The 10600-nt window shown below is 68.7% G+C and carries 15 protein-coding genes and 2 pseudogenes; 7 read left to right on the top strand and 10 right to left on the bottom strand.

The window, feature by feature from the left end; all coding sequences use genetic code 11:
- A pseudogene (locus BLQ77_RS22910) lies at positions 1-315 on the bottom strand (transposase); the annotation flags it as partial.
- Between the two features lie 58 nt (positions 316-373).
- On the opposite strand from BLQ77_RS22910, the pseudogene BLQ77_RS28265 reads away from it, so the two are divergent.
- From BLQ77_RS28265 to BLQ77_RS22900, 5 genes and pseudogenes are all read left to right on the top strand, one after another.
- A pseudogene (locus BLQ77_RS28265) lies at positions 374-487 on the top strand (IS5/IS1182 family transposase); the annotation flags it as partial.
- A gap of 67 nt (positions 488-554) precedes the next feature.
- Complete coding sequence (locus BLQ77_RS28905; RefSeq protein ID WP_165617182.1) at positions 555-698, top strand: hypothetical protein; 144 nt, start codon at positions 555-557, stop codon at positions 696-698.
- A gap of 260 nt (positions 699-958) precedes the next feature.
- Positions 959-1087, top strand: coding sequence for a hypothetical protein (locus BLQ77_RS29725; protein ID WP_264187694.1), 129 nt, complete (start codon positions 959-961; stop codon positions 1085-1087).
- Between the two features lie 227 nt (positions 1088-1314).
- Entirely contained in the window at positions 1315-2100 is a 786-nt protein-coding gene (locus BLQ77_RS22905; RefSeq protein ID WP_089963088.1) for a sulfotransferase family 2 domain-containing protein, read from the top strand.
- Positions 2101-2208: 108 nt separating this feature from the next.
- Entirely contained in the window at positions 2209-3456 is a 1248-nt protein-coding gene (locus BLQ77_RS22900) for a lytic murein transglycosylase (RefSeq protein WP_089963086.1), read from the top strand.
- Between the two features lie 24 nt (positions 3457-3480).
- On the opposite strand, the gene def (BLQ77_RS22895) is transcribed toward BLQ77_RS22900, so the two are convergent.
- The 3 genes from def (BLQ77_RS22895) to def (BLQ77_RS22885) are packed head-to-tail and all read right to left on the bottom strand — an operon-like array spanning position 3481 to position 4990.
- Positions 3481-3975: a peptide deformylase gene (gene def / locus BLQ77_RS22895; protein WP_089963085.1), complete on the bottom strand. Its 495-nt coding sequence runs from the start codon at positions 3973-3975 to the stop codon at positions 3481-3483.
- The gene (gene def, locus BLQ77_RS22890) at positions 3972-4472 is read right to left on the bottom strand and encodes a peptide deformylase (RefSeq protein ID WP_089963083.1); all 501 of its coding nucleotides are present in this window, start codon (positions 4470-4472) and stop codon (positions 3972-3974) included. The genes def (BLQ77_RS22895) and def (BLQ77_RS22890) overlap by 4 nt, the downstream gene beginning before the upstream one ends.
- Positions 4469-4990 (bottom strand): peptide deformylase, encoded by a 522-nt coding sequence (def, locus tag BLQ77_RS22885; RefSeq protein WP_040384207.1) that lies wholly within the window; start codon positions 4988-4990, stop codon positions 4469-4471. The genes def (BLQ77_RS22890) and def (BLQ77_RS22885) overlap by 4 nt, the downstream gene beginning before the upstream one ends.
- 141 nt (positions 4991-5131) lie before the next feature.
- On the opposite strand from def (BLQ77_RS22885), the gene BLQ77_RS22880 reads away from it, so the two are divergent.
- Complete coding sequence (locus BLQ77_RS22880) at positions 5132-6307, top strand: MalY/PatB family protein (RefSeq protein WP_089963082.1); 1176 nt, start codon at positions 5132-5134, stop codon at positions 6305-6307.
- A gap of 180 nt (positions 6308-6487) precedes the next feature.
- Here the strand turns inward: BLQ77_RS22880 and BLQ77_RS22875 are convergent, their stop codons facing one another.
- The 6 genes from BLQ77_RS22875 to ispH all read right to left on the bottom strand — a co-directional run bounded on the left by BLQ77_RS22875 (position 6488) and on the right by ispH (position 10249).
- Entirely contained in the window at positions 6488-7108 is a 621-nt protein-coding gene (locus tag BLQ77_RS22875; protein WP_089963080.1) for a trimeric intracellular cation channel family protein, read from the bottom strand.
- Positions 7109-7124: 16 nt separating this feature from the next.
- Positions 7125-7586, bottom strand: a complete 462-nt coding sequence (gene rnhA, locus BLQ77_RS22870) for a ribonuclease HI (RefSeq protein WP_089963078.1) — start codon at positions 7584-7586, stop codon at positions 7125-7127.
- Complete coding sequence (locus BLQ77_RS22865) at positions 7579-8166, bottom strand: class I SAM-dependent DNA methyltransferase (RefSeq protein WP_089963076.1); 588 nt, start codon at positions 8164-8166, stop codon at positions 7579-7581. The genes rnhA and BLQ77_RS22865 overlap by 8 nt, the downstream gene beginning before the upstream one ends.
- Positions 8163-8618: a DUF3429 domain-containing protein gene (locus BLQ77_RS22860; RefSeq protein ID WP_008886242.1), complete on the bottom strand. Its 456-nt coding sequence runs from the start codon at positions 8616-8618 to the stop codon at positions 8163-8165. The genes BLQ77_RS22865 and BLQ77_RS22860 overlap by 4 nt, the downstream gene beginning before the upstream one ends.
- Positions 8615-9229, bottom strand: coding sequence for a LysE family translocator (locus BLQ77_RS22855; RefSeq protein ID WP_089963075.1), 615 nt, complete (start codon positions 9227-9229; stop codon positions 8615-8617). The genes BLQ77_RS22860 and BLQ77_RS22855 overlap by 4 nt, the downstream gene beginning before the upstream one ends.
- A gap of 72 nt (positions 9230-9301) precedes the next feature.
- Positions 9302-10249, bottom strand: coding sequence for a 4-hydroxy-3-methylbut-2-enyl diphosphate reductase (ispH, locus tag BLQ77_RS22850; protein ID WP_089963073.1), 948 nt, complete (start codon positions 10247-10249; stop codon positions 9302-9304).
- Positions 10250-10392: 143 nt separating this feature from the next.
- On the opposite strand from ispH, the gene BLQ77_RS22845 reads away from it, so the two are divergent.
- Positions 10393-10599 (top strand): hypothetical protein, encoded by a 207-nt coding sequence (locus tag BLQ77_RS22845; protein ID WP_089963072.1) that lies wholly within the window; start codon positions 10393-10395, stop codon positions 10597-10599.
- Position 10600: the final 1 nt, after the last annotated feature.

Below are 10600 nucleotides of genomic sequence, written 5' to 3'. Positions count from 1 at the left end.
CGGGCACCGTCCAGTCAAGGCCGACCAGTCGCAGCAGACTTTCGACGAACCCGGTTGTCTGCCGGAGCGCCATGCCGAACAAAACCTTCATCGAAAGGCACGTCTGGATAGCGGCATCGCTGTAGGTCTGCTGTCGGCCACGCCGGCCTGTCGCCGCGCCATCCCAGCTCATCTCAGGGTCGAACCAACCTCTCGTGACATTGCTGCGCAATGCACTGCCGGTCAGTGGATCGTCAGCGAACCCCGGCGCTTGAGCGCTTCGTTATAGGCTGGCCAGTTCCTGGTCCTGTAGGTCGCGGGTATGGGTCTGCTCATGCATCCCGGCTACCACGTTGGATTCACGAGATGAATACCTCACGCGATTTGTGCAACAGAGCCCTTCGCCGCGCAGGATCCCGATCGCCAAACTGCTGAAATCCACATCCGGGTCGCCCTGATCAATCGCTTCAACGCGCCCGGCACCGCCGAGCCCGTCCGCGTGGCCTGAGCCTGAACGGGAAAGGGCCACTCTCGCCTCAGGCCGCCGTTCTGCAACAACGCCGGTCAGAAGTGGAGTGCTGGTGCTTGGGGTGGGCGCGCTGCTGCGCCGACCGGTGGCCTTGGTCGCCGGCCATCGCGCGGCCCTGACCCGGGCGGGCAGCTACGGGACCGGAAGCACCGCCGCCTTCTGGGTGATCGAGCGGAATTCGCGCTTCTGAAAACCCGGCCGACACGCCACACAAATGCCTTATTTTCAACGCGGTGATGCCTGATTTTCGAGGCGTTCGGCTTTGCCGAGGGGCGGTGGGCGAGGCGGCCTATCCCAAAGGGTAGGAGAGCCCCACCGGTGCGCCATTCGAGTGTCCAGAGGCGCGGTACGATTTGTTGGTTAACGCAGTCATAAGGGTTAGGCGAACAGCGACGCCGGGACGGAAGAGACCGGCAGCAACAACAGCAAGCGCCCAACGGAGGATTGAACATGTACATCGGAGCACTCGTCGTCATCATCGCCGCAGGTTGTGTTTTCGAGCTTCTCGAGGGTGCCTCCGAACGCCGCCGCAACCAGCGCAACGCCGAGCTGGCGAACTTCCCCGGCCTCAACGGCTGACCCGGTTGCCGGGGGCCGATCCAGAGCCCCCGGCCATGCCTCGGACCGCGCGCCACCGGCGCGGGTCGAAAAGCCCGGCACGAGGTCGGCGCGATGTCGGCGAGCGTCGTTGAAACCCGGCCAGACGCCGTGTAACCTTCCCCCCGAACCTCTCGTGCAAGGCTTTGATTTCACGTGCTTCGCCGCACGCCTGCCGAGATCTCAACTCGGGTGCGCAGGGACCGGGCGTGATCATCAGTTACCGGCACAAGTTCATCTTCATGCACTCCCGCAAGACCGCGGGAAGCTCGGTGACGGCGCTTCTGAGCCGCCATCTCGGCCCGCAGGACATCCAGCTCGGCGGCTGGCCCGAGGCGTTCGCCGCCGGGTCCGGGATCAACCGTCGCGCGCTGCTGACTTCCCTGCACGAACCCCGGATGCTGCTGCGCCGCTCTTTCCGCCACATGCGCGAGACCGGCCGGTTCGAGCTGTCTCCCGAGGCGGTCAACCGGATCACCAAGCGGCACTACCAGGACTGCCACGGCTTCACCCACGGCGCCCACGCCCGCGCCGCCGAGGTCCGCGCCTTCGCGCCGGAGGAGTGGGAGACGTTCTTCAAGTTCGGCATCGTCCGTAACCCGTGGAGCCATGCGGTCTCGGACTACTACTGGCGGCTGCACGTCTGCCGGAACCCCGAGGTGAGCTTCCGCGAATACCTCCTGCGGTTGCAGGACCGGGCGCGCCCCGATCCCGAGCAGATCCGCCCTCCGCTGGTGCCCAACTGGGAGATCTACGCCATCGGCGACGAGGTCGCGCTGGATTTCGTCGGCCGCTACGAGCGGCTGGACGAGGACCTTGCCGAGGCGGGGCGCCGCATCGGGCTCAGCTGCAACATCTCGGGCATCAGGGCCAAGGGCGGCATCCGCAACGCGCGCCGTCCCATCGCCGACCACTATGACGACGAGACCACCGAGATCGTCCGGCAGGTCTATGCCCGCGAGGTCGCGCATTTCGGCTACGAGCCGCCGTTCTGAGGCCCCGACGGCCCCGGTGTGCCGTCTCTTGCCGATCCGCAAGCGGCTGCTTGCCGAGCATGGACCGACGCGACACACTGCCCGCAAAGAGAAAGCAGGAGACAGGCAATGCGGGTGACACGGCGAAACATCATGATGGGCGGCGGCGCCCTTGCGCTGCTGGCGGGCTGCGGCGGAGGCGGGGTCTCGATGGAGCCCTCGGGCGGGCTCACGCCGGACCTGCTGCCGCAGCCCAACGCCGGCTACGACGCCTGGGTGGCGTCCTTCCGCAGCCGGGCCGCGTCGCGCGGGATCAGCGCCGCGACGCTCGACACCGCCTTCCGCAACGCGGGCTTCCTGCCCGGCGTGGTCAAGCGCGACCGCAGCCAGACCGAGTTCACCCGGACGCTCGAGGATTACTTCGCCATCGCGGCCTCGGGCGAGAAGGTCTCGACCGGCCGCAGCAAGCTGCGCCAGTACGGCGGGCTCCTGCAGGAGATCGAGGGCCGCTACGGCGTGCCGCCGCAGATCGTCACCGCGGTCTGGGGCATGGAAAGCCGCTACGGCGAGCGCCGCGGCGACATCCCGGTGGTCTCGGCTACCTCGACGCTCGCCTATGACGGGCGCCGCGCCGATTTCTTCGAGAGCCAGCTGATGGCGGCGCTGCGCATCCTGCAGCGCGGCGACACCACCGCCTCGCAGCTCACCGGAAGCTGGGCCGGCGCGATGGGGCACACGCAGTTCATCCCCACGACCTATCAGGATTACGCGGTCGACTTCCGCGGCGACGGCCGGCGCGACATCTGGTCCGAGGATCCCACCGACGGGCTGGCTTCGACCGCCAACTACCTGTCGCGCAGCGGCTGGCGGCGCGGCGAGCCCTGGGGGCTCGAGGTGAGCCTGCCCGCAGGTTTCAGCGCCGGCCAGACCGGGCGCGGGGTGCGGCGCTCCTCGTCGGAATGGGCGGCCATGGGCGTCCGCGCCGCGGGCGGCGGCTCGCTGCCGGGCGGCACCGGCTCGATCCTCGCGCTGTCGGGGGTGTCGGGGCCGGCCTTCCTCGTGTTCCGCAACTACAACGTCATCCTGCGCTACAACAACGCCGAGAAATACGGGCTGGGCGTCGGGCACCTGTCGGACCGCCTGCTGGGCGCGGGGCCGGTGAAGGCGAGCTTCCCGCCCGACCAGTACGGCTTCACCATCGACGAGCGCAAGGATCTGCAGGCGCAGCTCAACCGGGCGGGCTATGACGTGGGTACGCCGGACGGCGTGTTCGGCAGCAAGACCGAGGCCGCGATCAGGTCTTATCAGGCGAGCGTCGGCCTGCCGGTGACCGGAGAGCCTTCGCGCGATCTTCTGATGCGTCTGCGCCGGGGCTGAATCGGGCGACCACAGGGGCCCGCGTCAGCGGGCCTTCTTCGCCCGGCGCAGCAGCATGTCACGTTTCACCTTGCTGAGGTGGTCGAAGTACATGCGCCCGTTCAGGTGGTCGATCTGGTGCTGCACCGAGGTCGCCCACAGCCCGACGAAATCGCGCTCTTCGATCTCGCCCTCGGCATTGAGGAACCGGACGGTGACCGCGCGCGGACGGTCGATGCTGGCCCAGACACCGGGAAGATTGGGGCTCGCCTCGTCGTGGCTGCGCAGCTTGACGCTGGCATGCAGCACCTCGGGGTTGGCCATGCGAACGGCCTCGCCCCGCTTCTCAGAGGCATCCACAACCGCGAGACGCAGCATGACGCCGATCTGCGGCGCGCCGAGGCCGACGCCGGGCATCGCCTCCATGGTGTCGATCATGTCGGTCCAGATCGCGCGGATCTCGTCGGTGATCGCCTCGACCGGGGCCGCGGGGGTGCGCAGGCGCTTGTCGGGCCACGGGATGCAGGGGCGGGCGGTCACGATTGCTGCGCCTCGTATTCGAGCTTCAGGGCCTTGGCCTCCTGCGGGTCGAGCCGGTCGAAATGCACCAGCCCCTCGAGATGGTCGTATTCATGCTGCGCGACGATGGCCTCGGAGCCCTCGAAGTCGCGCTCCTGCCGGGTGCCGGAGAGATCTGTGAAAGCGATGCGAACCCGCACCGGGCGCCGCACCTGCGCGGTGACCCCGGGGATCGAGAGGCAGCCCTCGGGGCCGCTGGCGGTCTCTTCCGAGACCTCGACGATCTCGGGGTTGATGCAGGCGAGGGGGACCATGTCACCCTCCTTCCAGCCGGCATCCATGACGAAGACCCGCTTCAGCACGCCGACCTGCGGCGCGGCGAGACCGCGGCCGGGGGCGTCGTACATGGTCTCGAAGAGGTCGGTGACCAGCTGCTCGACCTCGGCCACGTCGGCCACGGTCTCGCAGGGCTGCTTCAGGCGCTCATCGGGCCAGAGCAGGATCTCTCGCAGGCTCACGGGCGGGCCCGTTCGCGCTTGAGCTTGACCATCTTGCGGGTGATCATCTGGCGCTTGAGCGGCTTCAGGTAGTCGATGAAGAGCTTGCCGTCGAGGTGGTCGATCTCGTGCTGCACGCAGGTGGCCCAGAGCCCGTCGAACTCTTCCTTCTGCAGCTTGCCGTCGCGGTCGAGCCATTCGACCTCGACCATCTTGGGGCGCTCCACGTCGGCGTACTGGTCGGGGATCGACAGGCAGCCTTCCTCGTAGACGCTGCGCTCATCCGAGCTCGCGAGGATGCGCGGGTTGATCATCACCAGCGGGCGCGGGGTCTCGCCGTTGTCCTGCTTGGCGCAGTCGAGCACGATGAGCCGGTGCAGGATGCCCACCTGCGGCGCCGCCAGCCCGATGCCCGGCGCGTCGTACATGGTTTCGAGCATGTCGTCGGCAAGCGTGCGCAGATCGTCCGACAGATCGGCGACCGGATCGCAGAGCTTCTTGAGCCGCGGGTCGGGGTGGATGAGAATGGGCCGTTTCATGCGATCCATCTAGGCAAATCGCTGGGTTTTCGCAAGCGGGTGGGGGTTGCACTCGCCGCCCGTCGCGCTAGCGTTCGCGCACATACAGTTCGCCGCGCGGCCGCACCGTCGCGCGGGTCAGTGATAGAGGAACCACCCCCCATGACCAGCCGCTTCGACGAAGTGATCGACCGTGTCGGAACCCATTGCTCGAAATGGGACAAGATGGAGGCGCTGTTCGGCGTTTCCCCGCAGGACGGGCTTGCGATGTGGGTGGCGGACATGGATTTCCGCCCGCCGTCCTGCGTGCAGGACTCGCTGCAAAAGATGCTCGATCACGGGATCTACGGCTATTTCGGCGACGAGTCCGACTATCTCGGCGCGATCCGGTGGTGGCAGGAGACGCGGCACGGCTGGAAGATCGATCCGGAGTGGGTCTTCACCACGCATGGCCTCGTGAACGGCGTCGCAATGTGCGTCGACGCCTGGTCGCAGCCCGGCGACGGCATCGTGCTCTTCACCCCGGTCTACCACGCCTTCCACCGCATCATCAAAGCCGCCGGCCGCGAGGTCGTGGAGTGCCCGCTCGTGCAGCGCGACGGCCGCTACGAGATGGATTTCGGGGCATATGACGCGATGATGACCGGGCGCGAGAAGGTGCTCGTGCTGTGCTCGCCCCACAACCCGGGCGGTCGGGTCTGGAGCCGCGACGAGCTTCAGGCGGTCGCCGATTTCGCCAAGCGCCACGACCTGATCCTGGTCTCCGACGAGATCCACAACGACCTCGTGATGCCGGGCCACAAGCACGTGCCGATGGCGCTGATCGAGGGTGTCGAGGATCGGCTCGTGATGATGACCGCGACCACCAAGACCTTCAACATCGCGGGCGCCCATAGCGGAAACGTCATCGTCCCAGACCCGAAGCTCCGGGCGAAGTTCGGGGCGCGCATGGCGTCGCTCGGCCTGTCGCCAAACAGCTTCGGCCTGCACATGGCCACCGCGGCCTGCTCGCCCGAGGGCGCGGCATGGGTCGACGAGCTGACCGGCTATCTCGACGGCAACCGCAAGATTTTCGACGAGGCGGTGAACGCGCTGCCGGGGATCTCGTCGATGGCGCTCGAGGCGACCTACCTCGCGTGGGTGGATTTCGAGGGCACCGGCATGGACGCCGCCGAGATCGAGCGCCGGGTGCAAGGCGAGGCGAAGATCGCCGCCAACCACGGGGCGGCCTTCGGCACCGGGGGCGAGAGCTTCCTGCGCTTCAACATCGCCACCCCGCGGTCGCGGGTCGAGGAGGCCTGCGCGCGGCTCCGGAAGGCCTTTGCCGACCTTCAGTGAGCCTGGAGGCTTTGGGTGGGGCCGGGAGGGGCGCTGCCCCTCTTGGCCTGACGGCCAATTCACCCCGGGATATTTCCGGCCAGAGGAAGGGCGGGCGCGGCTCGGCTGTGCGCGTCCGGGGGAGGGGTCCCGCCGCGTTTGCGGGGAGGACGCCGCCGGCGGCATGGAGCTTGGCCTGCGTCAGGTGCGCGGGGGGCGTCCCTTGTAGACCGGGATCTGCCAGCCGAAGGCGATTGTGCCTCCGCGCAGCACGAAGGTGAGAATGGCGCCGATCAGCGCCCCGCGGCCGGGCAGCATGCCCGCCGCGTCGGCGATGAGGAAGGCGCCGGCACCGGCGAGGGCGCAGGTGGCGTAGGGCTCGCCCTGTTTCAGCAGCAGCGGCACCTCGTTGGCGACCACGTCGCGCATCAGCCCGCCGAGGCAGCCGGTGGTGACGCCCATCACCAGAACCACGGGGATGCTGGCGCCGTTGCTCTGGGCGATGCCGGAGCCCGCTGCCACCGCGACCGAGAGCGCCGCGGCGTCGAGCCACAGGATGGCGCGGTAGCGGCTTTCCAGTAGGTGCGCGGTGAAGAATACCAGCACCGCGGCGCCGGTCGCCACGCCGAGATAGGTGGGGTTGTCGATCCACAGCACCTCGCGGTCGAGCAGCAGGTCGCGCACCGTGCCGCCGCCGAGCGCGGTCAGGCAGGCGAGGAAGGCGAAGCCGACGATGTCGAGCTGGGCGCGGCTGGCCACCAGCGCCCCGGTCAGGGCGAAGATCAGCACCGAGGTGTAGTCGAGCAGCACGAGCGGGGTCATCGCCGCGCCCTCCGGGTCACTTGCCGCCGGGCTTGAACGGCGCCATGCCGGCGCGGGCGAGCTCGTCGGCGCGCTCATTCTCCGGGTGGCCGGCGTGGCCCTTGACCCATTTCCAGGTCACGGAGTGCATCCGCTGCGCCTCGTCGAGGCGCTGCCAGAGCTCGGCGTTCTTCACCGGCTTCTTGGCGGCTGTCTTCCAGCCGTTGCGCTTCCAGCCGTGGATCCAGCCGGTCACGCCGTTCTTCACGTAGGCGCTGTCCGTCACCACGGTGATGGTGGTGGGCCGGGTCAGCGATTCCAGCGCGTTGATCGCGGCCAGAAGCTCCATCCGGTTGTTGGTGGTGTCGGCTTCACCGCCCTTGAGCTCGCGCTCCTTGACGATGTACTCGCCGTTCATGGCGCGCATCAGGACACCCCAGCCTCCCGGGCCGGGGTTACCGGAGCAGGCTCCGTCGGTATATGCAAAAAGTTCAGGCATGGGCGGCGACGCTTATCCACTGCGAGGGGCTGCCGTCAAGCCCGCGCCCTTCGCCGCGGCTGAGGCCGTCGACGGTCAGGCCCGCCTCGGCGAGCAGCGCGCGCAGCTCGGGCTCGGCGTAATATGTGTAGAAGCGGCCCAGCCGGTCGCGGGCCTCGCCGGTGCCTTCCTTCAGCATCAGGCCCAGCACGCCGCCCGGCCGCAGCGCGCGGGCGATGGCGGCGAGGTGCCGGGGTATGGCGTCGCGCGGCGCGTGCAGCAGGCTGAAGGCGGCCCAGATGCCGTCGTAGCGGTCCTGCGCGTCGAGATCGTCGAAGGTGCCGAGCCGCGCGGTGACGCCGGGCCGTGCGTTGGCGAGGCGGATCATCTCGGGCGAGGCGTCGAGCGCGTCGACCCGCAGGCCGGCGCGGGCCATGTGCTGGCTGTCGTGGCCCGGCCCGCAGCCGAGATCGAGCACCTCGGCGCCCTCGGGCAGGCGCGCGATGAAGGCCCGGAGCGAGGGGAAGGGGTCATCGGGTTGGAGCTTCTCGTAGTCGAGGGCCTTCTCGGCGTAGACGCGCTGGGTCTCGTCGTCGGTCACAGCGTCACCCCGACCAGCAGGCAGAGCACCACGGCGGCGGTCATCGGCAGGCGCAGGCGGAACCACCACTTGGGCGCGAGGCCCCAGCGCCAGAACTGCCAGTCGAGCGCCAGCAGCCCGAGATAGCCGAAGATCAGGTTCATGCCCGCCGACACCGGCCCGCCGCCCGCCATGAAGAAGGCCCAGAGCGCCGGGATCACCGAGAGCGCGTAGCACACCGGCGCCTGCCGCTCGGGCGCCTTGGTGGCAAAGCCCCAGAGCACGCCCGACATGAAGGCGAGAATGACGGTGCCGTAGGCGAGCTCGACATAAGGGCCGACGAAGCGCCCGCCGAGGGTCTGGTAGCCGAGATCGTAGGCGGTGTCGGACATCAGCGTGAGCGCGCCCCAGAGGAAGGGCAGCAGCCCCGCGACGGACAGCCAGAGGGCGGTGCGGGGGATCGCGGGCGTCATGCGCGCTCGAGGGCCAGTCGGCCGGCCAGCAGGGCGAAGATCGCCGCGAAGGAGCGGTTCAGCCTGCGCATGGCGCGGTCGCTGCCGAGCAGCCAGCGGCGGGCGTGGGCCGCGAAGAGCCCGTAGATCACGAAGACCGCGAAGGTGAGCGCCATGAAGACAGCACCGAGCAGCAGCATCTCGGCGGTGGCGGTCTCGGGGTTGCCCGACAGGAACGGCGGCAGGAGCGCGAGGAAGAACAGCGACAGCTTGGGGTTCAGGATGTTGATCAGGGCCCCGCGCCGGGCGATCCGCGCGGCGCTCTCGCGGTGCCGCTCGGCGCCCACGGCGAGCGCGCCGCCCGAACGCAGCGCCTGCCACGCCAGCCACAGCAGGTAGGCCACGCCCGCGAATTTCACCACCGTGAAGAGCAGCGCCGAGGCGTGCAGCAGCGCCGCCAGCCCGAGGATGGCGGCGGCGAGATGCGGCACGATCCCGGCGGTGCAGCCGAGTGCCGCGTGGACCGAGGCGCGGCGCCCCTGACCAAGGCCTATCGCGAGCGTGTAGAGCACCCCGGTTCCGGGTGCGAGCACCACGACCAGCGCCGTGACAAGAAATTGCAGGCTGAGCATCGTTTCCTCCCTCGTTCTTGAGGGCAAGGTTTCCGATCCCGCCCGACCTGTCAACGGGCCCTCAGGCCGCAGTCACGCAGGTTCCCTGAGCACGCGGGGCACCTTGAACTCGACGTTCTCCTGCGCGGCCTCGACCATCTGGACGGTCACGTCGAAGCGGGCGCGGAAGGCGTCGATCACCTCGTCGATCAGCACTTCGGGGGCCGAGGCCCCGGCGGTGACGCCCACCGTGCGGATGCCCTCGAGCGCGCGCCAGTCGATGTCGGTGGCGCGCTGGACCAGCTGCGCGTAGGTGCAGCCGGCCTTGCGGGCGACCTCGACCAGCCGCTTGGAGTTGGAGGAGTTGGGCGCGCCCACCACCAGCAGGGCGTCGCAGTCGGACGCGATCGCCTTCACTGCTTCCTGCCGATTGGTGGTGGCGTAGCAGATGTCTTCCTTGTGCGGGCCGACGATGGCCGGGAAGCGCGCGCGCAGGGCGGCCACGATGTCGATGGTGTCGTCGACCGAGAGCGTCGTCTGGGTGACGAAGGCCAGCTTCCCGGGGTCGCGAACGGTGACACCGGCCACGTCGTCGACGGTCTCGACCAGCAGGACCTCGCCGTCGGGCAGCTGGCCCATGGTGCCGATGGTCTCGGGGTGGCCGGCGTGGCCGATCATGATCATCTGCAGACCGTTTTCGTGGTGGCGGGCGGCCTCGATGTGGACCTTGCTCACCAGCGGGCAGGTGGCGTCGACGTAGATCATCTCGCGCTGGCGGGCGGCGGCGGGCACCGCCTTGGGCACGCCGTGGGCCGAGAAGATCACCGGCCGGTCGGGCGGGCACTCGTCGAGCTCCTCGACGAAGACCGCGCCCTTGTCGCGCAGCCCGTCCACGACGAACTTGTTGTGCACGATCTCGTGGCGCACGTAGACCGGCGCCCCCCATTTCTCGAGCGCCATCTCCACGATCTTGATCGCCCGGTCGACACCGGCGCAAAAGCCGCGCGGGGCGGCGAGGTAGAGAGTGAGGGGGTTCGTCATGGCGGTCTCCTGTTGCCCCTGAAGTAATCCCTGAGACGTTCGGCGTCGACCCCCTCAGCCAATATGCACCGCTTCCAGCCGATGGCCATCGCGGGACTCGGTCAAGGGGAGGGGCGGGTTGCGGCGCGGGCACTGATCTTCGAATGGTCAGGCTGCACAGACGGGGACAGCGAGATGCCGAAGATGGTCTCGACGGTGGCGGCAGCTACCAGTCCAGCATGCAGGGCTTCGGCGACATACTGAGCGAGGACGAGATCCTCGACGTCATGGCCTGTATCAAGAGCACCTGGCCCGAACAGTTGGTCGCGACCCACAACGAGATCAACGCCCGCGCGTCAGCCTGCGAGTGAG

It is taken from the genome of Salipiger thiooxidans, from assembly GCF_900102075.1.
Classification (GTDB): Bacteria; Pseudomonadota; Alphaproteobacteria; order Rhodobacterales; family Rhodobacteraceae; genus Salipiger; species Salipiger thiooxidans.
This window is presented reverse-complemented; position numbering and strand designations above follow the sequence as displayed.

Excerpts from the sequence above, each read along its gene's own strand:
- BLQ77_RS29725 (WP_264187694.1), top strand. The coding sequence starts at position 959 with ATGTACATCGGAGCACTCGTCGTCATCATCGCCGCAGGTTGTGTTTTC.
- BLQ77_RS22900 (WP_089963086.1), top strand. The coding sequence starts at position 2,209 with ATGCGGGTGACACGGCGAAACATCATGATGGGCGGCGGCGCCCTTGCG.
- def (WP_040384207.1), bottom strand. The coding sequence starts at position 4,990 with ATGAAACGGCCCATTCTCATCCACCCCGACCCGCGGCTCAAGAAGCTC.
- BLQ77_RS22880 (WP_089963082.1), top strand. The coding sequence starts at position 5,132 with ATGACCAGCCGCTTCGACGAAGTGATCGACCGTGTCGGAACCCATTGC.
- BLQ77_RS22875 (WP_089963080.1), bottom strand. The coding sequence starts at position 7,108 with ATGACCCCGCTCGTGCTGCTCGACTACACCTCGGTGCTGATCTTCGCC.
- rnhA (WP_089963078.1), bottom strand. The coding sequence starts at position 7,586 with ATGCCTGAACTTTTTGCATATACCGACGGAGCCTGCTCCGGTAACCCC.
- BLQ77_RS22860 (WP_008886242.1), bottom strand. The coding sequence starts at position 8,618 with ATGACGCCCGCGATCCCCCGCACCGCCCTCTGGCTGTCCGTCGCGGGG.
- BLQ77_RS22855 (WP_089963075.1), bottom strand. The coding sequence starts at position 9,229 with ATGCTCAGCCTGCAATTTCTTGTCACGGCGCTGGTCGTGGTGCTCGCA.
- ispH (WP_089963073.1), bottom strand. The coding sequence starts at position 10,249 with ATGACGAACCCCCTCACTCTCTACCTCGCCGCCCCGCGCGGCTTTTGC.
- BLQ77_RS22845 (WP_089963072.1), top strand. The coding sequence starts at position 10,393 with ATGGTCAGGCTGCACAGACGGGGACAGCGAGATGCCGAAGATGGTCTC.